Origin of the sequence: Kribbella sp. NBC_01505 (assembly GCF_045040285.1) — a bacterium.
Classification (GTDB): domain Bacteria; phylum Actinomycetota; class Actinomycetes; order Propionibacteriales; family Kribbellaceae; genus Kribbella.
Map to the genome: position 1 here is coordinate 6,571,074 of NZ_CP109425.1, position 24,693 is coordinate 6,595,766.

The following is a 24,693-nucleotide window of genomic DNA, read 5'->3' on the forward strand; positions in this document are numbered from 1 at the left end:
GGTTGCCCGAAGGTGTGGAGCGGCCTTCCCGCTACGATTCGGGGGTTGCCGAGCCGTTGAGGAGTTGACCGCGGGTGTCCGCCGTCGTGGGTGCGTTCGTCGCGCTGGTGGCGGTCGCAGTGCTCGGATACCTGGTCGGTCTGGCCGGCGTCCTGCGCTCCGAGGACGAGCTCGTGCTGTCCCGGCTGGCGTTCTTCGTCGCGACCCCGGCGCTGCTGTTCACCACCGTCGCGCGCGCGGACCTGCACTCGATTTTCTCCATGGTCCTGGTGACGAACCTGGCCAGTCTGCTCGTCGTCCAGGTGATCTTCCTGCTGATCGCGGTGCTGCTCTGGCGACGCTCGCGCTCCGAGGCGACGGTCGGAGTGCTCGCGTCGTCGTACGTGAACGCGGGCAACCTCGGCGTACCGATCGCGGCGTACGTGCTGGGGAACGGCGCACTGGTCGCGCCGATCGTCCTGTTCCAGCTGCTGGTGTTCGCGCCGGTAGCGTTCGCGATTCTGGACGGCGATCGACAGGGGAGCGGGCGCCGGGTCCAACTACGCACGCTCCTGACCCGACCGCTGCGCAACCCGCTGACGGTTGCATCGCTCCTCGGGCTGGTGGCGGCCGCGTTCAACCTGCCGCTGCCAACGGTGCTGATGCGCCCGATCGACCTGCTCGCGGCAGCCGCCGTTCCGGTCGCGCTGATCGCATACGGCCTCAGCCTGAGCGCGGGAGCGAAGGACTCGATCACTTTGCAGCGAGACGTCGTACTGGCCGTGGTCCTGAAGACCGTCGCCCAACCCCTGATCGCGTACGCCGTCGCCCGCTGGATCCTCAACCTCCACGGCGCCGCGCTGCTGGCCCCCACCCTCCTAGCCGCCCTACCAACCGCCCAAAACGTCTACGTCTACGCCGTCCACTACCGAACCTCGAGAACCCTGGCCCGAAGCGCCGTCCTCATCAGCACCCTCGTCTCCATCCCCCTAATGACTGCAATAGCCGGCCTACTCGCCTAACCACCGCTCCCCACATCTTTGTGGAGTCCTACTGCCGCTGGGTGGCAGTAGCACTCCACAAAGGCGAGCTCCCGCTCGGTTGCCCTGCGGCCGGACAGGTACCCGGTGGTTGCTCGCCGCTGCGGCCGTTGGCAACGACAGGATGGTTGGCCGCACCTACGGCTGGGCCGGATAGCGAGGCCGGCGACCATCTGCCCGCCGCCTGAGCTTCCGGGCTTCGGTTGCGGCCAACGAGTTGAGGCCGTCTGAAGGTGCCGGTTGCGAGATTCACGGAGTCCTACTATCGCTCCGTGGCAGTAGAAACTCCGTAAACCTGCCGACGGACCCGCGAATCGCGCCTCTGCGCGGATCTGCTGCCGCTCAGAGGCTGTTGCAGAATCGGCGTGGCGTTGGTGCCTGCAATCCGGTGGCTGGGCGGGTTGGAGCGGGTTCACGGATGATTGCTGCCGGTATTTGGCAGTAGGTCTCCGTGGACCTGTGGCTGGGCGGGGTTTCCACGGGTTTGCGGGGAGCTGCTGTCTCTGGGTGGCAGCAGATCCCCGCAAAGAGAGCTGTACCCCCGATTCGCGCCGCACCGGACAGGCCGGACACATACCCGGTGGCTGGCCGCCGCGGCGGCCGATTTACTGAAGCGCTAGGCGGGCGTCGCCTGGGGCTGAGGGGGATGGCGAGGCCGGTGACCGCGTGCCGGTCACCTGAGCTTCTGGGCTTCGGTTGCGGTGCAGAAAATGAGGGGATCTCCCCGCAAGTTGCTGGTTCTCCCCTCAATATTTGAGCAGAGAAGCGCCCATTTGAACGGATATCCAGCGAAATTTCACACGCTGGCAGCCGACTCGAACCGTAGTGGTCACCACGGCGGCGAATCACCTGACAGGCCTCCTCATCGCTGGCCGCAACCACAGCCCGTCAACCACAAGCAACGGGGAACCTCGGTCACCGACCGCACCATCCCCCTCAGCCGAAGACCGCACCAGCCACCCGCATCAGTAAAACCGGCCGCAGCGGCGACCAGCCACCGCGCACATCGCCGGCCGAATCCGAGCGGCCGGATGGGACGGGCACATCCGGGGAGGCGGAGTTCCTGGCCGGCCAAAGTCCTCAACCACCGCGACCGATCACCTGCGGCGAAATCGCAACAGGCACTCAGAGGCAGCAGATCCCCGCAAACCGCGAAAAACCACCGCGAACGGGCCACTCAACAGGCCTCCTCATCGCCGGCCGCACCGAAGCCCAGAAGCTCAAGCAACCGGCACCGTGATCACCGGCCGCACCATCCGGGCCAGCCAGAGACCGCCCCAGCCACCCGTCTCTGTAAATCCGGCCGCAGCGGCGACCAACCACCGCGTACGCCGCCGGCCGAATCCGAGCGGCCGGACGGGACGAGCACATTCGGGGAGGAGGGGTTCCTGGGTCGCACAGTGGATCAACCACCGCGACGGATCACGACCCACGGACATCTTTGCGGGGACCTACTGCCGCAGGGAGACAGCAGAGCCCCGCAAACCGCCAAAACCACCGCGAACGGGCCACTCAACAGGCCTCCTCGTCGCCGGCAGCAACAGAAGCCCGGAAGCTCAAGCAACGGGCGAAGGGAAGGCTCGGCCAGGTCGCGTAGTCGTCGGCCGGGGCACCGCGATCACCGGCTGCACCATCCGGCCCAGCCAGAGACTGCCCCAGCCACCCATCTTTCAGTTCATCGGCCGCAGCGCCAACCAGCCGCGGACGTTGTCGGCCGCATCCGCGCCGACCCAAAGTAGACGGGTGTTACTTCATTGCGTGGAAGGCTTCTACGGCGACCGGGGCTACCTGGTCGACGGTGATGCCTTCGTTGGCGGACTGGGCGATAACAGTGAGGGTGTTGGAGCCGCGGTAGCACTGGGTGGGCAGGTTGCCGGTGGTCTCGACGCAGGTTGCCTGGCCGACCTTCTTGATCTTGTCCGGTGAGGCGCCCGAGTCCGCGACGGTCTTCGCGATGTCGACCTTGCCGCGCAATGCGATCACCACGAACAGCCGGTCGCCGTCGAGATTCCCGTACGCCTCGACCGTCGCCTGCTTGCCGTTGTTGATCCGGCTCAGCGCCTGCCGGGTCTGGTCGAGCTGCAGTTGGCCGCGAATGTCCGCGTCGGTGATCCGGTCGAGCCCGGCCAGCTTCGCTGGCGGGGTGATTCCGCGAGCTGTGTTCAACCGGTTCAACGGGCCCAGACCCCACACGTACCCGAGCAACCCGAGGATCACCAGCACCACAACGGCCCCAGCCACAGTCACGAACGGACCGCGCCGCCAGAACCCGACCTTCTTCTCCCCGTCGGCCGGCTGACCCTCCACCGAATGGACTGTCGTGCCCTCGGACGACTCGACAACCACGGTCCCCGGCGGCAAGCTCCGATCGACGACGATCGAGATCGATCCTTTGGCCGCCTTCTTCTGATCCGCAGCATCCTTCTTCGCGGCCTTCTTCTCCGCACGTGTCATCTTCGCCGCGTCCTTGGAGCTCCCAGCAGCCGCACCCCGGCCGGCAGCAGCCGCCTTCTCCCCGTCGGCCGACTTCTCCGCTGCGGGAGTCGTCGGCGCGGTCGGAGTCGCTGCCTTGTCCTCGGTCGTCTCGCTTGCCGCAGTTGGTCCGTCCGGGGCGGTGGGGATCGCGACGTCGTGAGGCTTCTCGGAAGCCGGGGAAGCCGGGGAAGCCGGGGTGGTCGGCTTCGCGTCTGGGGTTGCCGTTTCGGCGGGCTGCTCTGTCTTCGGGGAAGCGTCGGCTGAGGGCTTCGGAGCCGCAGGCTCGGTGCTCGGGGTGGTGGTCGCGTCGGCTGCGGGCTTGGGAGCTGCTGGCTCGGCGCCGGCGGCCGGGGGAGCGGGGGTTTGCGCACCGGACTCCGGGGACTCCGGGGAGGCGGGGTCGCTCGGGGTGGGGTTGCTCATGCGGGGGCTCCTTGGTGCTGACACGGGGGTCGAGGCCGATGGTCGCACATCGGACAAGCCTGGTTCCGCAGCGTAGTCGTTCGATTCAAACGCGTAGTGCCCGCCTCCCCGAGCGGGGTGACGGGCACTACGACGAGCACATCAGAGGGTGGCGACGACGCTGACCGCGTCGGTCTCCTCGGCGTTCCAGACGATCTCACCGGTGATCCGGCCGGCTGCGCGCAGATCCGGCTCGGCGCGCTCGGCGAGGGCGAGACGAGCGGCGGGTCCGCTGACCTCGACCTTGCTGACCTCGGTCTTCATCGAGACCTGCGCCGCGGACTTCGCACCGCGAATGCCCGCCAGAACCTCGGAGACCGCGTCCAGGACCTCGGCCTCCTGCTCGGCAACAGTCAGGTCGGCCGCAGCCGTCGGCCAGGAAGCCTTGTGGATCGAACCCTCCTGCCACCACGACCAGACCTCTTCGGTCGCGAACGGCAGGTACGGCGCGAGCAGCCGAAGCTGGACGGACAACGCCACCGCGAGCGCAGCCTTGGCCGAGGCAGCAGCAGGCTCACCCTGACCGCCGTACGCGCGCTCCTTGACCAGCTCGACGTAGTCGTCGCAGAAGGTCCAGAAGAACCGCTCGGAAACCTCCAGCGCACCGGTGTAGTCGTACCGCTCGAAGGCAGCCGTCGCATCGGCGACGACCGACCGCAGCCGCTGCAGCATCGCCAGGTCGACCGCTTCGGTGACCGCGGCCGCATCAACCGTGGTCGCACCGAACGAGAGCACGAACTTCGAAGCGTTCAGAACCTTGATCGCCAGCCGCCGGCCGACCTTCATCTGCGACTCGTCGAACGGCGAGTCCATCCCCGGCCGGGCCATCGCGGCCCGCCAGCGGACCGCGTCGGTCCCGAACTTCGTCAGGATCTCGTCCGGGATGATCGCGTTGCCCTTGGACTTGGCCATCTTCTTGCGGTCCGGGTCGACGACGAATCCGGAGATCATCGAGCGGGCCCAGGGCAGCGTGCCGTTCTCGAAGACGGCCCGGACGACGCGGGAGAACAGCCAGGTGCGGATGATCTCGTGGGCGTGCGTGTTCAGGTCCATCGGGAAGGTCCGCTGGAACAGGTCGTCGTCGCGCTCCCAACCGCACGCGATGTGCGGGGTCAGCGACGACGTCGCCCAGGTGTCCATCACATCCGGGTCGGCCTCGAACCCACCCGGCTTGCCGCGCTGGGACTCGTCGAACCCACGCGGTGCCTGGGAGGTCGGGTCGATCGGCAGCTCGGCCTCGGCCGGCATCAGCGGGTGGTCGTAGTCGACCTCGCCATCTGCGTCGATCGGATACCAGACCGGGAACGGGACGCCGAAGAAGCGCTGCCGGGAGACCAGCCAGTCGCCGTTCAGCCCGTCGACCCAGTTCATGTACCGGTGCTTCATGTGCTCCGGGACCCAGGCCAGCTCGTTGCCGCGCTCCAGGAACTCGGCCTTGAGGTCGGCGCTCCGGCCACCGTTGGTGATGTACCACTGCCGGGTGGAGACGATCTCGAGCGGCTTGTCGCCCTTCTCGAAGAAGTTCGCCATCCGCTCGGTCTTCTTCGGCTCGCCGTCCAGGTCGCCGCTGTCGCGCAGCTTCTGGACGATCAGCTCGCGCGCGCTGAACGTGGTCTTGCCGGCCAGCTCTTCGTACAGCTCCGAGCCGGTCAGCCACTCCGGGGTCTCCCGCAGGATGCGCCCGTCCCGACCGATGACCGTGCGGACCGGCAGCTGCAGCTCACGCCACCACGTGATGTCCGTCTGGTCGCCGAAGGTGCAGCACATCGCGATGCCGGCGCCCTTGTCCATCTCGGCGGCCGGGTGCGCCAGGACCGGGATCTCGACGTCGAACAGCGGCGAGCGGACCGTCGTACCGAACAGGTTCTTGTAGCGGTCGTCGTCGGGGTGGGCGATCAGCGCGACACAGGCCGGCAGGAGCTCCGGCCGGGTCGTCTCGATGTAGACCGGGCCGTCGGCACCGTGGAACGAGATCCGGTGGTAGGCACCCGGATACGGCCGGGGCTCGAGCTCGGCCTGCGCGACCGCGGTCTGGAAGGTGACGTCCCAGAGCGTCGGCGCCTCGGACAGATACGCCTCGCCGCGGGCGAAGTTGCGCAGGAACGCGCGCTGCGACGTACGGCGGGAGTCCTCGGAGATGGTCGTGTAGAGGTAGGACCAGTCGACGCTCAGCCCGACCCGTCGCCACATCGCCTCGAACGCCTGCTCGTCGATATGCGTGAGCTGACCGCACAGGTCGACGAAGTTCTGCCGCGAGATCGGGATCTGCTTCTTCGCGTCCGGCTTCTCCGGCGGGGTGAAATCCGGGTCGTACGGCAGCGAGGGGTCGCATTTGACGCCGTAGTAGTTCTGGACGCGGCGCTCGGTCGGCAGGCCGTTGTCGTCCCACCCGATCGGGTAGAAGACGGACTTCCCGCGCATCCGCTGGAAGCGCGCGATCAGGTCGGTGTGGGTGTAACTGAAGATGTGCCCGACGTGCAGCGACCCCGAGACCGTCGGCGGCGGCGTGTCGATGGAGTAGACATCGGCGCGCTCCGCGGTGCGGTCGAAGGCGTAGGTCTGCTGCTCCTTCCATACGGCAGCCCACTTCTCCTCGAGGCCGTCGAGGCTGGGCTTGTCTGGAACGCGGGACGTCTGGCTCATGCTCACAATCCTAGTGGTTGTCAAGGGGTGCTCCGAACGGTTTATCCACAGCCTCACTAGACTGAGGGTCTGATGAGCGACCTCTCCTACGCCGAGGTATCGGCACGGCTCCAGGCCCGTTGGCCGGAGCAGAAGATCGACCCCACGCTGGACCGGGTCCAGCGGCTCGTCGAGTTGCTCGGCGATCCGCAGAAGTCGTACCCGGTCGTGCACCTGACCGGGACCAACGGCAAGACCTCCACGGCCCGGATGATCGACTCCCTGCTGCAGGAGGCCGGGCTCCGGACCGGGCGGTTCACCAGCCCGCACCTGGAGTCGGTCCGGGAGCGCATCACGCTGAACGGCGAACCGATCAGCGAGGAGCGTTTCGTCGAGACGTACGTCGAGCTGGAGCCCTACCTCGACGTGGTCGACTCCGAGCAGGAGCACCCGCTCTCGTTCTTCGAGGTGATCACCGGGATGGCGTTCGCGGTCTTCGCCGACGCCCCGGTCGACGTGGCGATCATCGAGGTCGGCCTCGGCGGGACCTGGGACTCGACGAACGTCGCCGACGGGACGGTCTCGGTGATCACCCCGGTGGCGGTCGACCACGCGCACATCCTGGGCGCGGATCCGGTCACGATCGCCCGCGACAAGTCCGGCATCATCAAGACCGGCGGTACGGCGGTGGTGTCGCAGCAGAGCATGGACGTCCTCGAGGTGCTGATGGGCCGCGCGGCCCAGGTCGGCGCGTCGATCATCCGCGAGGGGCTCGAGTTCGGTGTCGTCAGCCGCTCGGTCGCGGTCGGCGGTCAGCTGATCTCGCTGAAGGGCATCGGCGGCGAGTACGACGACATCTTCCTTCCGCTGCACGGTGAGTACCAGGCGCACAACGCCTCCACCGCGGTCGCGGCCGTCGAGGCGTTGTTCGGGGCCAGCGAGGAGTCCGAAGGACGTGTCACCACCGAGCTGCTGCAGGCCGGGTTCGCCGAGGTCACCAGCCCCGGCCGGCTGGAGGTCGTCCGGACCAGCCCGACGATCCTCGTCGACGCCGCGCACAACCCGCACGGTGCTCAGGCGACCGTCGCGGCGGTGTCCGAGGCCTTCGCCTTCCAGCCGCTGATCGGCGTACTGGGCTGTATGAAGGACAAGGACGTCTACGGCCTGCTCGAGGCGTACGAGCCGATCATGGAGACCGTGATCTGCACCCGGAACAGCTTCCTGGAGCGGTCGATGCCGGCCGAGGAGCTCGGTGAGCTGGCGATCGAGATCTTCGGCGAGGACCGCGTGCTGGTCCGCCCGCACCTGATCGACGCCATCGACGACGCCATCCGGCTGGCCGAGGAGGGTTCGATCGCGATGGGATCGGGCGGCGTCCTCGTCACCGGCTCGGTCGTCACCGCCGGCGAGGCCCGGACCTTGCTCGTCCGCAAGCCCAAAGAGGCCGATCCGCTGCCCGGTTACTCCGACGCTGCCGATCCCGAGCCCGGTGACGACGAATGAGATCACTGGCGTCGATCGTCCTCGCCTTCGAGGCGTTGCTGCTCGCGCTCGTCACCCCGGTGATGATCTCGGTCGCCGACGTCCGCCCGGCCGTCGCGCTCCCGGTCTGCCTGGGCCTCGCCGTACTGGCGATCCTGTCGGCCGGCCTGCTGCGTAACCAGACCGGCTACATCCTCGGCTCCGCCGTCCAGGTCGGCGCCGTCGGCCTGGGCTTCGTCGTACCCGTCATGTTCGTGCTGGGCCTGGCCTTCGCGGCCTTCTGGATCGCGGCGATCGTCCTCGGCCGCCGCATCGAGGAGGCCAAAGCTGCCCAGCAGGTAAGCTCTGCCGCCCCGCCTTCTTCGAGAGAGAGTTAAAGATGTCGCAGCGCACCCTGGTCCTGCTGAAGCCCGACACGGTACGCCGCGGGCTGGTCGGCGAGGTCCTCGGCCGGTTCGAGGCCAAGGGGCTGTCGATCGTCGCGATGGAGTTCCGCACCATCGACGGTGAGACGGCCGACCAGCACTACGCCGAGCACGTCGAGCGCGACTTCTACCCGCCGCTGCGCGAGTTCGTCACCAGCGGCCCGCTCGTCGCCCTGGTCCTCGAAGGCGACGAGGCGATCGAGGTCGTCCGCGCCCTCAACGGCGCCACCGACGGCCGCAAGGCCGCCCCCGGCACCATCCGCGGCGACTTCTCCCTGTCCAACCGCGAGAACCTCGTCCACGGCTCCGACTCCCCGGAGTCCGCCGAGCGCGAGACCAAGATCTGGTTCCCCGACCTGCCGTAGCCGAGTGCTCGCTGTCCGAAGCTGACAGCGGCTTGAAAGCAGTGGGCCGCATTCTCCCTGCGGGGGTGGTCTCGCACCCCCTTCTGCCCAGGGAGGGACCCTTTGTCACCGCTGCCTGCCGTTTTCCGGCCAGCTGTGCTTCTCGCGAGCACGCTGGCCCTGTTGGTACCCAGCCAAGCGACAGCCGCTCCACCGTCCCCGTCAGCTAGCGACACTGCTCGGCAGACGGGGACGGCGGTGCCGGTGCCGTCCGCACAGACCGCTACCAGCGATGTGGTGGCCAATCCGGACGGTACGTTCACGGAGACGTTCCACACCGAGCCGATCCGGGTACGGCGGGGTGCGGGGTGGACGCCGATCGACACGACGCTGGAACGTCGTGCTGATGGGACTGTCGGTCCCCGGGCGACCACTGTCCCCACCACGTTCTCCGGTGGTGGTCACCGGGCCATGGTGCTTCTGGGCGCGCCCGGTCGGCAGATGTCCTACAGCTGGGTGAAGGCGCTACCCACGCCGGACCTGCAGGGCAGCACGGCGACGTACCGGGATGTGTTTCCGGGTGTCGACCTGCAGCTGACTGCGAAGACGCAGGGGTTCGCCAAGGTCTTCGTGATTCACAACGCGAACGCTGCGAAGCAACTGCGCACTCTGCAGCTGGGCCTGAGTTCTGACGGGCTGTTGCTGCGGGACAAGCAGGTGGGCAGCTTCGGTGCGTACGACGCCGACGGCAAGCTGGTGTACACGGCGAGCTCGCCGCAGATGTGGGACTCCGGCGACAAGCGCGCGGTAGGCACCTCGAAACTGACGGGCGCGACTCTGACGGTCACTCCCGACCAGCAGTTGCTCACCAGCGCTACGACCAAGTACCCGGTCTACCTGGACCCCGACACGGCCGGTCCACTCTATGGCTGGGCCATGGTGCTGTCCGGCAAGGCGGATACCGAGTACTGGAACGGCGGCGCCGACCCGGACAAGATCGGCAAGGTCGGCAACTGCTACACGCTCAGCGGCGGGTGCAACAACATCGGGATCGCCCGCACGTACTTCCGGTTCGACGTCCGTGGCCTGCTGGGTGGGCAGAAGATCATCAAGGGCGCTCGTTTCAACGCATTCCTGGATCACGTCCCGGACTGTTCCAAGCAGCGCCCGGTCCGTGCGTCCAGCACCTCTCCGGTGGAGCCCACGACGAACTGGGGCAACAAGCCTGGTCTGGGCGCGAACCTCGGCGACGTGATGGCACCGCAGTGCAAGGACATCTGGCTCGGCTGGCCGGCCGCGACGGCTGTCAACGACGCCGTCAACTCCTGGTGGGGCTGGGCGACGATCGCCCTGTCCGCGACCGATGAGAACGACCAGTACGCCTGGAAGAAGTTCGGTGTGGCCCCGACGCTCTCGGTCACGTACAACACGCGGCCCGGTGTCCCGACCGGGTTGACTGTTGAGAACCAGCCCTGCCAGGGCCAGGAGATCTTCGTGAACCCGGCCGTCAGCGCGGACCAGAGTCCCACCCGTGGCCCGCGCCTGTTCGCGACCGCCACCGACGAGGACCCCGGTCTGATCCGCACTCGCTTCGAGTGGACCGACCGTGCCCGGCAGAACGTGCTCGGTGGCTCGACCACTGCGTTGTTCGCCTCGGGGACGACCTTCGGCGCCGAGGTCGCGCCACAGCACGCCGCTGACGGCAGCAAGCTCTCGTTCCACGTCTATACCTCGGACGACCAGGACACCTCGGCCTGGAGCGGGTACTGCGACCTGACGGTCGACCGGACCGCCCCACAGGCCGCCCCTGAGGTGACGTCCCCGACCTACACCGAGTGCAAGCCGGACTGCACGGCGAGCGGCGGTGTGGGCTTCACCGGTGGGTTCGCGTTCAAGACCGGCGGTGACACCGACGTCGCAGGCTTCCAGTACTCCCTGCTCGGAGCCTTCGAGAACCGGTACGCTGCGGTCGGCTCCGACGGCCTGGCGCACGTACTGGTGACTCCGCCGGACCGCGGGCCGCAGTACCTGACTGTCCGGGCCGTGGACCGCGCCCGCAACGTCTCCGCGACGGCGAAGGTCTACGAGTTCTTCGTCGGAGCGGGCGCGGCACCCACCGCGGCCTGGCGGCTGGACGGTGAAGGTGCCGACACGGCGGTCTACGACGACGCGGCAGGCGACCGGAACGGCGTCCGCCCGGCCGCACCGGCGAGCAAGTGGACCAGCGGTCGCAGGGGTGACGCGCTTTCGCTGGACGGTACCGCCGCTGCCTACGTCGCGGCATCCGGTACGGCGGCCGTCGACACCGCGAAGTCGTTCACGGTGGCCGCGTGGGTGAAGCTCGACCAGGCCGGCACCGTCTATCGCACGGCGGTCAGCCAGAACGGCACGCGGTTGAGCGGGTTCTTCCTGCAGTACAACCCGGACAGCAAGAAGTGGAACTTCATGATGCCGGACAGCGACGCCGACGCGGCGGCGCGGCACGTGGCCGAGTCCACCGGACCCGCGGTGGCCGGGCGCTGGACGCATCTGACCGGTGTCTTCGACGACTCCACCAAGCAGGTGAAGCTGTACGTGGACGGTGTCGAAGGCAGCGCCGCGAGCCACCCGAACCCGTGGAAGGCGACCGGTGCCACCCAGCTCGGCCGCGCGCAGTACCAGGCCGCTGGTGTCGACAACTGGCTCGGCACACTCGACGACGTGCAGGTGTACAACCGGGTGCTCTCCGCCGGTGAGATCGACGACCTGGCAGGCAAACCGGCCGTCGAGGAGCTGTTCTGGCCACTCGACGAGCCCGCCGGCACCGTCCAGGTGAACGATGCTTCTGGCAACTACCGGCTAGGTGCGGCCGCTAGCAAGACCAGGATCACCGGTCCGAACGCGGTAGTGCGGACGGACAGCAGCTTCACAGTCAGCGCACGGGTCAAGCTCGACACCGTCGACGGAGTGAGCCGGACCGTGCTGAGCCAGGACGGTCAGCAGATCAGCGGCTTCCAGCTCGGGTACGACGGGCCCGCGCGGCGCTGGTACTTCAGCCTCTCGCAGGTCGACGGGGCCGGCGATGTCCCGGTGGTCGTCCGCGACTCGGCGGCACCGACTGCGAATGCCTGGACCCAGCTGGTCGGTGTCTACGACCAGGCAGCCGGTGAGATCCGGCTGTATGTCGACAACCAGCCGGTCGGCGGCAATGTGTCGGCGCAGGCCAAATGGAACGCAACTGGGGCGCTGCAGGTCGGAGCAGGCCGCAAGGCGGGTCAGGTCGTCGATACCTTCACCGGCGAACTCGACGACGTTCACGTCTGGACCGGTGTGCGGACGCTCGGACAGATCCGGGACGACCTCACCAACCGGCCGACCGAGCGCAAGACGGCGTACTCCGGTCAGCTGTCGTACTTCATGGACACCAGCGGGTTCCGGATGGTCACGAACGGCCCGGTGCCGGACAGCTCGCACTTCCAGAAGAGTCTCGGCGTGCCTGCTCCGGCCGGAACCGCGAACACCAAGACCATCTATGCGTGCCGCAACGGGGCGACCGACTACTTCCTCGACGCGACGTGTGCCGGTCACACGGTGCTGAACAGCGTCGGGCAGTTCTGGGACACGCCACCGGCCGGCATCGAGACGGTCCCGGTCTACCGGTGCTACATCAGCATGGTCGCCCACTTCGCCTCGAACGACGCAGGCTGTGACGGAGTCCAGGGCGCGGCCATGGAGTTCCGCCTCGGCTACGTGCGCGCCTACTCCGCGCTGATCCGTACGAACGCCACGAACCACCCGTACGACCACATCAGCGGCACCGGCCGGTTGGCAGCCACGCAACGGGCCGAAGGGTCGCTCGGCTACCTGGCAATGCGTCAGCTAGCCGGTACGACGGCCTGGATGCAGTGCCGCGACGGCGCGGACGCGTTCACGTCGAACGACGCCGGCTGTGAGGGCAAGACCGTGGTCGGAACCCTCGGCTACGGCTGGACCGACGCAGGCACCGGTCGCACCGAGCTGTTCCGCTGTCGGGCGTCCTGGGGAGACCTGTTCGACTCCCGTGACCCCGGCTGTGAAGGCCAGACCCTGGACCGCTCCCTCGGCTTCACCGCCGCCAACCTCTGAAGGACACTGCGATGAACAAAGCATTCGCAGCCGTTGTGGGCATAGTCGCCCTATCACTGACGGCACCGGCTGAGGCAGCCGGCGTACCCGAGAGAACACCTGCGCCGGTCACACCGGCACTACCGACCACGCCAACTGTGAAGACGAAAGCCTTCACTCCGGAGTCAGTACCGACGAAGCCCGCACCTCAGGCCGCGGCCATGCGCACAGCCTGGCCGGCCGCCGGTGCCGCAGAGCTAGCTGTAGGCAAGGCGGCCAGTCAGTTCCCGATCAGCGTGGTCAAGAGCGACTCGGCAGCACCGGCCAAGGTCCGGGTCGAGCTGCAGCCGCGGAACAAGGACCAGTTGACGTTCCAGGTCCGCCGGACCGACGGCAAGTCGGCCAAGGGCACAGTGCGGGTCGCAGTCGACTACTCCGCCTTCCGGGACTCCTTCGGCGGTGACTGGGCGTCCCGGCTCCAGGTGAACGGCGCACAGAACCAGCGCAACGACACCAAGGCCGGCAAGCTGTACGCCGACGTACCGGTGAATGCTGCGTCAAGTAGCTTCACCGTCGCGGCGGCCCCGAGCGGTTCGGCCGGCACCTACAAGGCGACCTCACTGTCGTCCTCAGGCAGTTGGCAGGTCGCGACCGCCAGCGGCGGGTTCTCCTGGGGCTACAACTTCGCGATGCCCAAGGTGCCCGGCGGACTCGAGCCCGACCTGGCCGCGTCGTACTCGTCGCAGAGCGTCGACGGACGCACCGTGGCGACCAACAACCAGACCTCATGGATCGGTGAGGGCTGGGACCTGGGCGGTGGCTTCATCGAGCGGTCCTACAAGCCCTGTGCCGACGACCTCGACGGCAACAACGGCAAGACCAAGACCGGTGACCTGTGCTGGGAGACCGAGAACGCGGTCATGTCGCTGGGGGAGCGGTCCGGCCATCTGGTGTTCGAGAACGGGACCTGGCGTCCGGAGAGCGACGACGGCACCAAGGTCGAGCACATCCTGCGTAGTGCCGGTATCAACGACGACGACAACGGTGAGTACTGGAAGATCACCACACCCGACGGGACGCGCTACTACTTCGGCCTGACCAGGCTTCCGGGGTGGACCAGCGGGGGGACGACGACGAACTCCACGCTGGGGGTCCCGGTCTACGGCAACGACACCGGCGAGCCCTGCAACAAGCCGACGTTCGCGGCGAGTGTCTGCCAGCAGGCGTACCGGTGGAACGTGGACTACGTCGTGGACCGCAACGGCAACGCCATGAGCTACTACTACGACGTCGAGACCGGGAAGTACGGCGCGAACCTCGGTGCGAGTGTCGCCTCGTACGCACGCGGCGCGACGCTCAAGCGCATCGAGTACGGCCTGCGGGACGGCAACGCGTACGCCCAGGCAGCGGCCCGCGTCGTCTTCACCACCGCCGACCGGTGCGTGGCGGGCCAGAACTGCGCGGTGCACGACGCCAAGAGCTGGCCGGACGTCCCTTGGGACACCGACTGCGCGCAGGCCGACTGCAAGGACGAACTCTCGCCCAGCTTCTGGTCGACCAAGCGCTTGGCCAAGATCAACACCCAGGTATCCACAGGTGGCAACAACTGGGCCCATGTCGACCAGTGGGATCTCGCGCAGAGCTATCCGGCCCCAGGGGACGCGACAGCCGCACCACTGTGGCTGGACTCGATCACCCGGACGGGACTGGCGGCCGACACTCCCGTCAGCCTGCCGCCGGTCACCTTCGGCTACGAAATGAAGCCTAACCGGGTCGACTCCGACCCGGACGGTCTGCCGGCCCTCAACCGGCCCCGGATCGTCAGTGTCACCAACGAGTCCGGCGGCCGGGTGAACGTGACGTACGCCGCCGCGAACTGCACGCCCACGACCCTGCCCGCTCCGTCGAGCAACGGCAAGCGGTGCTTCCCGGTCCGCTGGGTGATGGCGCCCGAGGTCGAGCCTCGCAACGACTGGTTTCACAAGTACGTGGTCGGTGAGATCACCGAGGACGACACCGTCACCACCAACTACGACACTCGCACCACCTACACCTACGAAGGCGATGCCGCCTGGGCGTACGACGACAACCCGCTCGCCGACCCGAAGTTCCGCAGTTGGACGGAGTGGCGGGGCTACGAGAAGGTGCTGGTCACCAAGGGCGATACGACCCAGGAACCGACCAGTCCGCGGTCGGCGACCCGCTATCAGTACTACCGCGGTCTGGGCGGCAACCTCACCGACTCCACCGGCGCGGTCGCTCCGGATGCGAAGCAGTACGCCGGATCACTCCGCGAGGAGATCACCTACAACGGGGTCGACGGTCCGGTGATCAGTACGGAGATTCACGACCCGTGGTCGCGCCGTACCGCGCAACAAGCGCCGTACGAGGCCTATCAGGTCGAGGAGGCGCGGCTGGTGAGCAGGACAGCGCTCGCGGCCGGCGGCTTCCGGACCACTGAGGTGCAGACCAGGTACGACGGGTACGGCAACGAGGTCGAGGTCAACGACGTCGGCGATACGGCCACCGCGACGGACGACCGGTGTACGACGAAGACGTACATCTCGATCGCGGACAAGGGGGTGCTGGACCTGCCCGAGCGGGTGCGCACGGTCGGTGTGGCCTGCGGGGTGACCCCTTCGTATCCTGCCGATGCGGTCGAGGACTCGGTCTCGTCGTACGACGGCAACGGCAACGAGACCAAGGTGGAGGTCGCCAAGTCGTACAGCGGCAGCACACCGACGTACCTGACGCAGACCACGACGACGTACGACGACTACGGCCGCTCGCTGCAGGTCAAGGACGCGCTGAACCGCCCCACGACCGCGGCGTACACCGATGTCAACGGCCTGACCACGGCGTTCACAAAGACCAATGCGTTGGGGCACGTCACCAAGCAGACGGTCGATCCGCGGCTCGGGAAGCCACTGACGAGCAGTGACGCCGACAGCCAGGTCACCTCGGCCACGTACGACGCACTGGGACGTCTGACCGCGGTCTGGCAGCCCGGTCGTTCCAGTGCGAACCAGGAGTCGCCGCATGTGCAGTTCGAGTACGGCGTCCGCAAGGTCGGTGGGCCGACGTGGGTCAAGACGCTCACTCTGAAGGCGAACGGCAACCAGGTCCCGTCGTACCAGCTGTTCGACGGCTTCCTGCGACTTCGGCAGACCCAGGCGTCGAGCCCGCTCGGCGGCCGGATCCTGACCGACGAGTTCACCAACAGCCGCGGGCTCGTGTTCTACAAGCGATCGCCGTTCTACGACCCCACGACCACACCCGGTACGACGCTGGCGACGGCCGCGAACGGCGAGGTGCCGAACGCGACTGTGATCGGCTTCGACGGTGCGGAGCGCCAGACCGCCGAGGTGCACGTCGAGTACAACGTCGACAAGTGGCGGACGACCACGACGTACGGCGGCGACCGGGTGACTGTGCTGCCGCCGGCCGGCGGCACACTGACCACGACCGTCACCGACGCGCGCGGTCAGACGACCTCCCGGCTGCAGTACCAGGGCCGGACCACCAGTACGCCGGCCGACACGACGACGTACAGCTACACGAAGCGCGGCGACATGGCGTCGATCAAGGACGCCGCGGGCAACGTGTGGCGCTACGAGTACGACCTGCTCGGGCGGCGCGTCCAGGTGGACGACCCGGACAAGGGCATCGCGACCATGACGTACGACGACGCCGGCCAGGTGCTCGGTACGACGGATGCGCGCGGCAAGACCGTGACGACGAGCTACGACGACCTCGGACGCAAGCTCGAGACGCACAGCGGTTCGGCCACCGGTCCGCTGCTGACCAAGTCCGTCTACGACACTCTCGCCAAGGGACAGCTGACCTCCTCGACCCGGTACGTCGGTCAGAACGGATACGTCCGGTCGATCACGGGCTACGACGAGGCAGGGCGTTCCACGGGGGAGCAGTTGGTCGTTCCGGCGAACGAGGGCAGGCTCGCGGGCACCTACACCAGCAGCCAGACCTATGCCGACGACGGCAGCCCCTGGTCGACCGGCCTGCCCAAGCTGGGCGATCTGCCCGCGGAGACGCTCAACTACTCATACGAGAACTCCGGACAGCTGGACAAGGTCACCGGTGCTCTGAACTACGTGAACGACACCAAGTACACCGGATTGGGGGAGGTCGCCCAGACAGTGCTCGGCCCGATCGAGAAGACGCTGTGGCGGACCTCGTTCTACGACCCGGGCACCAGCCGGCTGAGTCAGGTCAAGACGCAGCGGGATTCGCAGGGCAACGTTCTGGCCGCCAATCAGACGTACAGCTACGACCCGGCCGGAAACGTCACGAAGATCGGCGACCAGCTCCAGGGGCGCACGCTGGACACGCAGTGCTTCAGCTACGACCACCTGCGCCGTACGACGGCCGCCTGGACAGCCACCGACGACTGTGCCGGTGCGCCGGACGTCGCTCGGATCGGCGGCCCAGCGCCGTACTGGCAGCAGTATGCGTACGACGCGACCGGCAACCGCACCAAGATCACCACCAAGGGACTTGGCGGGGCAGCAGACAAGGTCAGCAGTTACGGCTACGGCCAACCCGGCAGCGACCTGCCTCACGCGGTGCAGTCGGTGACCGCGGGATCGACAGTCTCGTCGTACCAGTACGACGAGGCCGGGAACACCGTCAGCCGGACCGGTCCGGACGGCAAGCCGCAGCCGCTCGTCTGGAGCGACGAGGGCCTACTGAGCTCCGCTGGTGGCAGCAGTTACGTGTACGACGCCGACGGGCAGCCGCTGATCCGTCGCGACAGTGGTTCGACCACGCTGTTCGTGGGGTCCGGTGAACTGAAGCTGACGGGCACGGTCCTCAAGGGGACGCGCTACTACGCCGGGCTGGGCGTTCGTACCGGCGGTGGCTTCAGCTGGACCGTGGAAGACCGCTACGGCACCGCACAGGCGGCGCTGGACGCGGCCACCCTGTCCATCACCACGCGGCTGCTCGATCCGTTCGGCGTACCGCGGGGCTCGTCGACCGGTTGGACCGGGGGAGACCGCGCCTTCGTGGGCGGCGCACCCAACCCGGAGACTGGGCTGACCCGGCTCGGCGCCCGGGAGTACGACCCCGCGCTGGGCAAGTTCCTGTCGGTCGACCCGGTGATCGACCCGGCCGACCCGCAGCAGCTGAACGCCTACGCCTACGGGAACAACAGTCCGGCCACGTTCAGTGACCCCGACGGTCTGCGGTTCTTCGAGGGTGACTCCGGCAAGTGGGTCGACTCGGGGGTCTACAAGCCGGGCGGGAAGAAGCGCAGCAACTACCGCAAGGGTGACTACTGCTGGAAGGGCAAGTGCGGCTGGCCGAAGAAGAAGGCGCTCAAACCGCGCAAGATCCCGCTGGCGACGCCGAAGCAGCGCAAGAAGATGTACCAGAAGCTCACGGCGGACACTCCGGAGGCGGCGGCGCTGTTCCGGTACGCCCGGGCGCACCAGGACGATCCCGAGTGGGCGCGGTACAAGTTCGTCTGGGACTCCGACGGTTGCAGTCAGGTACCGAACCTGCAGCTCGAAGCGGCCTGCCGGCGGCACGACTTCGGCTACCGCAACAACGAGTCGGTCGGGATGCACAACGACAAGGAACGCAAGCGGATCGACGACATGTTCTACGCCGACGCGAAGCGGGACACCGGCCTGGCGGTCGTCGGCCCGGTGATCGGGAAGAAGGGGCAGCCCGCGATCGGGGTGTTCGCGCCGCAGATCTACCACACCGGTGTCCGGGCGGCGAGCTGCTGGGACGACCCGTGCGAGGGGCTCGGCAAGATCGTCGAGCGGCAGTACGGCGGGCCGATGAAGGTGGCGGTCACCGTGGCCGACAACCTGGTCGGCCTGAGCGACCTGCTGTTCGAGTGACCCACGGCGGGCGGTGAGTGAGGGGACCGATACGATGCGTGCTGGGCAGGCGGGTCGTGTCGGTCCCCGGGTGGCGCTGGGTCCGCGCTTAGCCTGAGAATCCCGGACCCGAGCAGGTGGAGGGCCCCCGAGATGGCGAACAGCATGCTGGGCCGTGACATGGCGGTCGACCTCGGAACGGCTAATACCCTCGTCTACGTGCGAGGGCGTGGGGTCGTCCTGAACGAACCGTCCGTGGTCGCGACCCGGACCGACGAACCGCGCGAAGCGGTCGCGTTCGGTCACGAGGCGAAGAAGATGATCGGCCGGACGCCCGGCAACATCACCGCGATCCGGCCGCTCAAGGACGGCGTGATCGCCGACTTCGACGCCGCCGAGCAGATGCTGCGCTACTTCATCCAGCGCGTGCACCGGCGCCGGTATTTCGCCAAACCGCGGATCGTGGTCTGCGTGCCGTCCGGGATCACCGCGGTCGAGCAGCGCGCGGTCCGCGACGCCGGGTACATGGCCGGCGCCCGCAAGGTCTACATCATCGAGGAGCCGATGGCCGCGGCCCTCGGCTCGAACCTCGAGGTCCGCGACGCGACCGGCAACATGGTCGTCGACATCGGCGGCGGTACGACGGAGGTCGCGGTCATCTCGTTCGGCGGCATCGTCACCAGCCAGTCGATCCGGGTCGCCGGTGACGCCATCGACAAGGCGGTCGTGAACTACTGCAAGAAGGAGTACTCGCTGCTGCTCGGCGAGGCCACCTCGGAGCAGATCAAGATGACGATCGGGTCGGCGTTCCCGACCACCGACGGGCCGGACAGCGAGATCCGCGGCCGGGACATGATCTCCGGCCTGCCGCGCACCGTGAAGGTCTCCTCGGCGAACATCCGGCAGGCGATCGAGGAGCCGATCACCGCGATCGTCGACGCGGTCAAGGCCACCCTGGACAAGACCCCACCGGAGCTGGCCGGTGACATCGTCGACCGCGGCATCGTGCTGACCGGCGGTGGCGCGCTGCTCAAGGGGATGGACGAGCGGCTGCGGCACGAGACCGGCATCCCGATCCACGTCGCCGACAACCCGCTGGACGCCGTCGTCCTGGGCGCCGGGAAATGCGTCGACAACATCGAGACGCTGAACCGGATTCTCGTCACCGACAACCGGCGCTGACCATGCTCAAAGACCTCGGCACCCCCGCGCGAGGCCTGGTCCGGGCGGCCGGGGTACCGCGGGAGATCCGGCGCCGCCGGACGATTCTCGGGCTCATCATTCTTGCCTGTTTCACGCTGATCGTGCTCGACGCCCGCCGCTCGGCCGGTTCGCCGGTGGAGCCGTTGCGGGCCGGCGCGGCCGCTGTCTTCGGCCCGCTGGAGTCGACCGCGAGCTCGGCCCGGCAGCCTGTGGACAACCTCCGGGACCGCTTCGCGGAAACGGATAAGTTGAAGGCAGAGAATGAAAAACTGCAAAGCGAGAACGACAGGCTCCGGCAGGAGCTGAACACCACCGACTACTCCCGCAACCGGGCCGGCGAGCTGGACAGCCTGCTCCGGCTCGCGCCGAAGTTCACCATGACTCCGGCGCGCGTGGTCGGGATGGGGAGTCTGCAGAGCTTCAACCACACAGTCACGATCGACGCCGGTACGGCGGATGGCGTGCGCGCGGACATGACCGTGATCAACGGGAGCGGCCTGGTCGGCCGCGTGGTGCGGACGACGCAGTCGACCGCGACCGTGTTGCTGATCGGCGACCGTAACTCCACGGTCGGTGGCCGGTTGAACTCGACGTTGGCGCTCGGGTTCGTCTCCGGTCGTGGCGAGCTGGCCGGGACCTTGGACTACAAGCTCGTCGACCTGAAGGCCAAGCCCCGGGTGGGGGACCGGATCGTCACCTGGGGTTCGAGCGGCAACGCGCCGTACGTTCCCGGCGTGCCGATCGGCGAGGTGACCTCGGTGTCGGCGACGGCGGGTGCCCTCGGGACCACCGCGACGATCAAGCCGTACGTCGATCCGACCCGGATCGACACCGTGGGAGTGGTGACCGGTCCGCCGGCTCGCCCGCCGCGCGCACAACTCAAGCCGTCAACAACAGCAGGGAAGGGGAGTTAAACGTGATCGCACTAAGAGTCGGTTTGGCCGCCCTGCTGCTGATGCTGGCGGTCACCATCCAGACGTCCGTGCTGACGAACATCGCGGTCGCCGGTGTCACCTGTGACCTGGTGCTGATCGTGGTGATCGCGCTGGCGTTGTCGCGCGGCCCGGAGTGGGGTGCGATCGCCGGGTTCGTGGGCGGGCTGCTGCTCGACATCGTGCCGCCGGCCGATCATACCGCCGGTCGCTGGGCGCTCGCGCTGGCGATCGCGGGGTATGTGGCCGGTCTGATTCGGCGCGAGACCTCGGCCGGGCCGGTCGGTCCGCTCGGTGTCGCGCTGACCGTTGTCTTCGGCTCGGGACTGTCGCTGCTGATCTACTCGGCCACCGGCGCGCTGCTGCACGATCCCTCGGTCGACTGGGGCCAGTTCGGGGTCCGCATCGGGATCGCCACTGGGTACGACGTGGTCGGGGCGATCGTCGTGATCCCGTTGGTGATGTGGCTGATGTCGCGGTTCACCGCGACCCGCGAGCGGCGGGTGATGACTCGTGAGTTTTGATTTCTTCGAGACCCCGCTGAAGGCGCGATTACGGCTGTATGTGATCGGTGTGCTGGTCTTCTCGTTGTTCTGCACGCTGTTCGCCCGGCTCTGGTACATGCAGGTGATGTCGAGGGCCGACTACAGCCAGGCAGCCACGCAGAACCACACCCGCCAGGTGCTGGTGCCCGCGCCGCGCGGCACGATCGTGGACGCGAAGGGCCGGACGCTGGTCGGCAACCGGGTGTCCCTGGTGATCACCGTCGATCGGTCGGTGCTGGCGAAGCTGCCGGACAAGCAGCAGACCGACGTGATCGCCCGGCTGGCCAAGGTGATCGGCCAGACCCCGAAGGAGCTCAAGGACCGCACGATGCTGTGCGGCGAGCCCGGTGCCTCGAAGCCACCCCGCTGCTGGAACGGAACGCCGTACCAGCCGATCCCGGTCGCCAAGGACGTCAGCGAGCAGGTCGCGATCGAGGTGATGGAGCGACGCGAGGACTTCCCGGGGGTCGGCGCCGATTCCCAGACCCTGCGTGCGTATCCGGCGCCGTTCAACGTGAACGCGGCGCACATCCTCGGGTACCTGTCGCCGATCACCACGGACGAGCTGGAGAAGATCGACAAGTCCGGGCAGGACTCGGTCCCGCACCGCTCGGACCTGGTCGGCCGGGCCGGCGTCGAGCGGACGTACGACCAGATGCTGCGCGGTGCTCCCGGCGTGAAGGACGTCATCGTCGACGCGGTCGGGTACACGACCGGTATCGAGAAGCAGACCGCGCCGACTCCGGGCGCGACCGTCGTGAGCTCGATCGACGCGCGGATCCAGTCCTCGGTCGAGGCGCAGCTGAAGAGCGCGCTGCTGAATGCGCGCAAGCAGTACGACAAGATCACCAAACGCAACTACATCGCGGATTCCGGCGCCGCGGTTGTGATGGACACCAAGACCGGCCAGGTCGTGGCGATGGCCAGCTACCCGGACTACGACCCCGGCGTCTGGGTGGGCGGGATCAGTCAACGCGAGCTGGATGCGCTCTACTCACGCAAGTCCGGTACGCCGTTGGTGTCGCGGGCGCTGCAGGCCCAGCTCGCGCCCGGTTCGACGTTCAAGCCGATCACCACGGCGGCCGCGCTCGGCGCTGGCTACAGCGCGAAGACGCGGCTGGACTGCTCGTCGTACCTGGAGGTCGGTGACCGCCGCTTCAAGAACTACGAGTCCGCCTCGTACGGGATGATCGGCTTCGACCGCGCGCTCGCGATCTCCTGCGACACCTTCTTCTACCGGATCGCCTACGCCCTGTGGCTCAAGGAGGGCGGCAACTCCGGTGACATCAACGCGAAGGACCCGCTCGTCGACATGGCCAAGAAGTTCGGCCTCGGCACCCCGACCGGGATCGACCTGCCCGGTGAGGCGAGCGGCCGGATCGCGGACCGCAAGTGGAAGAAGACCTACTACGACTCGCAGAAGGACTACTACTGCAAGCTCGCCGACAACCCGCCGGCCGGGACCTCGGCGTTCCTGAAGCAGTTCTCCCGGGAGTTCTGTGTCGACGGCTTCCGCTATCGCGCGGGTGACGCGGTCAACTTCTCGATCGGCCAGGGCGACACCATCATCACGCCGCTCCAGCTGGCGGTCGTCTACTCGGCCCTGTCGAACGGCGGCACCCTGTACGAGCCGCGTGTCGTCGAGTCGTGGAAGGGTGCCAACGGCAAGAACCACGTCATCGAGCCGAGTGTGAAGGCCAAGCTTCCGGTCTCGGCCAACAACCTGGCCTACATCGACAAGGGACTCAAGGAGACCGCCCGCAGCGGTACGGCGGCGTGGAAGTTCACCGGGTTCCCGCTCGACAAGATCCCGGTCCGGGCGAAGACCGGGACGGCCGAGGTCTACGGCAAGCAGACCACCTCGTGGATGGCGTCGTACACCGATCGCTACGCCGTGGTGATGATGCTGAGCCAGGCCGGCACGGGTTCGGGTGCCGGTGGTGAGGCGGTCCGGAAGATCTACGAGACGTTGTACGACATCAAGCCCCCGGCGCCGCCGGCCACCGATCCGAAGAAGCCGCAGTGATGGCGACCCTGAGCCCGATCCGGACCAGGCCGCGCGTGGACCGGCGGTCGACCGTCTGGCAGGTGGACTGGATCCTCGTGCTGGGTGTGGTCGCGCTGTCGTCGATCGGCGCCTTGCTGATCTGGTCCGCGACCCACAACCGCGAGTCGCTGACCGAAGGCAACCCGCACTTCTTCCTGATCCGGCACGCGATGAACTTCGCGATCGGCCTGATCCTCGCCGTCGGTGCCGCGGTCACGGATCCGCGCCGCCTCCGCCTGCTCGCCCCGGTCCTGTACGCCGGTGCGATCGTGGGACTGATCCTGGTCCTGGTGCCCGGGGTCGGTGCGGTCATCAACGGTTCGCGATCCTGGATCCAGCTGCCCTGGATGTCGATCCAGCCGAGTGAGTTCGCCAAGCTCGCGGTGATCGTCGGGATGGCGCTGCTGATCGCGGAGAAGGGTGAGACCGACCGGAACGAGACAGCCCGGACGATCGACATCGCGCAGGCCGTCGTGGTCGCCGCGATCCCGGTCCTGCTGGTGCTGCTGCAGCCCGACCTCGGCACGGTGATGGTGCTCGGTTCGATCGTGTTCGGGATCATCGCGGTCTCCGGCGTACCGAAACGCTGGATGCTCGGCCTCGTCACGGCCGGGGTCGTGATCACGACGCTGTCGATCAAGCTGCAGATCCTCAAGGACTACCAGCTCAAGCGGTTCCTGAACTTCGCCAACCCGTCGCAGGACCTGCAGGGCAGTGGCTACAACGTGAACCAGGCCCGGATCGCGATCGGCAACGGCGGGGTGTTCGGCCAAGGACCGTTCCACGGCGGGCAGACGCAGAACGCGTTCGTCCCCGAGCAGCACACCGACTTCGTCTTCACCGTGGCGGGGGAGGAGCTCGGTCTGATCGGCGCCGGCGCGATCATCCTGCTGTTCGCGCTGATCCTGTTCCGCGGGCTGCGGATCGCGATCAACGCCCGCGACGCGTTCGGCCGGCTGGTGGCCACCGGAGTCGTGTGCTGGTTCGCGTTCCAGGCCTTCGAGAACATCGGGATGACGCTCGGAATCATGCCGGTCACCGGCCTGCCGTTGCCCTTCGTCTCCTACGGTGGTTCGTCGATGTTCGCCGGCCTGCTCGCGGTCGGCCTGCTGCAGAACATCCACCTGCGCTCACACGCCTTCTGATCCGGTACGCTGCTGCCTGCTCGGCCGCCTCGTGGACAGTTTGTCCACAGGGTGGTGTGA

At 67.7% G+C, this 24,693-nt stretch carries 13 protein-coding genes; 11 read left to right on the forward strand and 2 right to left on the reverse strand.

Going from position 1 to position 24,693, the window contains the following annotated elements; translation table 11 throughout:
- The first annotated feature begins 74 nt into the window (after positions 1 to 74).
- Positions 75 to 1,001, forward strand: a complete 927-nt coding sequence (locus OG474_RS31220; protein WP_405057181.1) for an AEC family transporter — start codon at positions 75 to 77, stop codon at positions 999 to 1,001.
- A 1,764-nt stretch (positions 1,002 to 2,765) separates the two neighbouring features.
- Here the strand turns inward: OG474_RS31220 and OG474_RS31225 are convergent.
- Both OG474_RS31225 and valS read right to left on the reverse strand, forming a co-directional pair.
- A complete protein-coding gene (locus OG474_RS31225) occupies positions 2,766 to 3,917 on the reverse strand; it encodes a hypothetical protein (RefSeq protein ID WP_405057182.1) in 1,152 nt (383 codons plus the stop codon).
- Between the two features lie 141 nt (positions 3,918 to 4,058).
- Entirely contained in the window at positions 4,059 to 6,599 is a 2,541-nt protein-coding gene (gene valS / locus OG474_RS31230; protein WP_405057183.1) for a valine--tRNA ligase, read from the reverse strand.
- A 72-nt stretch (positions 6,600 to 6,671) separates the two neighbouring features.
- Between valS and OG474_RS31235 the strand changes: the two genes are divergently transcribed.
- From OG474_RS31235 to rodA, 10 genes are all read left to right on the forward strand, one after another.
- Entirely contained in the window at positions 6,672 to 8,081 is a 1,410-nt protein-coding gene (locus tag OG474_RS31235; protein WP_405057184.1) for a bifunctional folylpolyglutamate synthase/dihydrofolate synthase, read from the forward strand.
- Positions 8,078 to 8,437 carry a DUF4233 domain-containing protein gene (locus OG474_RS31240; protein WP_405057185.1) on the forward strand — a complete coding sequence of 120 codons (360 nt, stop codon included), beginning with the start codon at positions 8,078 to 8,080 and terminating at the stop codon, positions 8,435 to 8,437. The genes OG474_RS31235 and OG474_RS31240 overlap by 4 nt, the downstream gene beginning before the upstream one ends.
- Positions 8,438 to 8,439: 2 nt before the next feature.
- Positions 8,440 to 8,850, forward strand: coding sequence for a nucleoside-diphosphate kinase (ndk, locus tag OG474_RS31245; RefSeq protein ID WP_405057186.1), 411 nt, complete (start codon positions 8,440 to 8,442; stop codon positions 8,848 to 8,850).
- A gap of 237 nt (positions 8,851 to 9,087) precedes the next feature.
- Positions 9,088 to 12,933, forward strand: coding sequence for a LamG domain-containing protein (locus tag OG474_RS31250; protein ID WP_405057187.1), 3,846 nt, complete (start codon positions 9,088 to 9,090; stop codon positions 12,931 to 12,933).
- Positions 12,934 to 12,944: 11 nt separating this feature from the next.
- Positions 12,945 to 18,782, forward strand: a complete 5,838-nt coding sequence (locus OG474_RS31255) for a phospholipase A2 (protein WP_405057188.1) — start codon at positions 12,945 to 12,947, stop codon at positions 18,780 to 18,782.
- A gap of 132 nt (positions 18,783 to 18,914) precedes the next feature.
- The gene (locus OG474_RS31260; RefSeq protein ID WP_132413477.1) at positions 18,915 to 19,943 is read left to right on the forward strand and encodes a rod shape-determining protein; all 1,029 of its coding nucleotides are present in this window, start codon (positions 18,915 to 18,917) and stop codon (positions 19,941 to 19,943) included.
- A 2-nt stretch (positions 19,944 to 19,945) separates the two neighbouring features.
- On the forward strand, positions 19,946 to 20,878 hold the full coding sequence (gene mreC / locus OG474_RS31265) for a rod shape-determining protein MreC (RefSeq protein ID WP_405057189.1): 933 nt from the start codon (positions 19,946 to 19,948) through the stop codon (positions 20,876 to 20,878).
- A 2-nt stretch (positions 20,879 to 20,880) separates the two neighbouring features.
- On the forward strand, positions 20,881 to 21,420 hold the full coding sequence (gene mreD / locus OG474_RS31270) for a rod shape-determining protein MreD (RefSeq protein WP_405057191.1): 540 nt from the start codon (positions 20,881 to 20,883) through the stop codon (positions 21,418 to 21,420).
- Positions 21,410 to 23,467, forward strand: a complete 2,058-nt coding sequence (gene mrdA, locus OG474_RS31275; protein WP_405057192.1) for a penicillin-binding protein 2 — start codon at positions 21,410 to 21,412, stop codon at positions 23,465 to 23,467. The genes mreD and mrdA overlap by 11 nt, the downstream gene beginning before the upstream one ends.
- Positions 23,467 to 24,633: a rod shape-determining protein RodA gene (rodA, locus tag OG474_RS31280; RefSeq protein ID WP_405057193.1), complete on the forward strand. Its 1,167-nt coding sequence runs from the start codon at positions 23,467 to 23,469 to the stop codon at positions 24,631 to 24,633. Before mrdA ends, rodA begins: the two co-directional genes overlap by 1 nt.
- The last annotated feature ends 60 nt before the right edge of the window (positions 24,634 to 24,693 follow it).

Coding starts and splice junctions, on each gene's coding strand:
- OG474_RS31235 (WP_405057184.1), top strand. CDS start 6,672: ATGAGCGACCTCTCCTACGCCGAGGTATCGGCACGGCTCCAGGCCCGT.
- OG474_RS31260 (WP_132413477.1), top strand. CDS start 18,915: ATGGCGAACAGCATGCTGGGCCGTGACATGGCGGTCGACCTCGGAACG.
- rodA (WP_405057193.1), top strand. CDS start 23,467: ATGGCGACCCTGAGCCCGATCCGGACCAGGCCGCGCGTGGACCGGCGG.
- OG474_RS31255 (WP_405057188.1), top strand. CDS start 12,945: ATGAACAAAGCATTCGCAGCCGTTGTGGGCATAGTCGCCCTATCACTG.
- valS (WP_405057183.1), bottom strand. CDS start 6,599: ATGAGCCAGACGTCCCGCGTTCCAGACAAGCCCAGCCTCGACGGCCTC.
- OG474_RS31225 (WP_405057182.1), bottom strand. CDS start 3,917: ATGAGCAACCCCACCCCGAGCGACCCCGCCTCCCCGGAGTCCCCGGAG.
- ndk (WP_405057186.1), top strand. CDS start 8,440: ATGTCGCAGCGCACCCTGGTCCTGCTGAAGCCCGACACGGTACGCCGC.
- mreC (WP_405057189.1), top strand. CDS start 19,946: ATGCTCAAAGACCTCGGCACCCCCGCGCGAGGCCTGGTCCGGGCGGCC.
- OG474_RS31240 (WP_405057185.1), top strand. CDS start 8,078: ATGAGATCACTGGCGTCGATCGTCCTCGCCTTCGAGGCGTTGCTGCTC.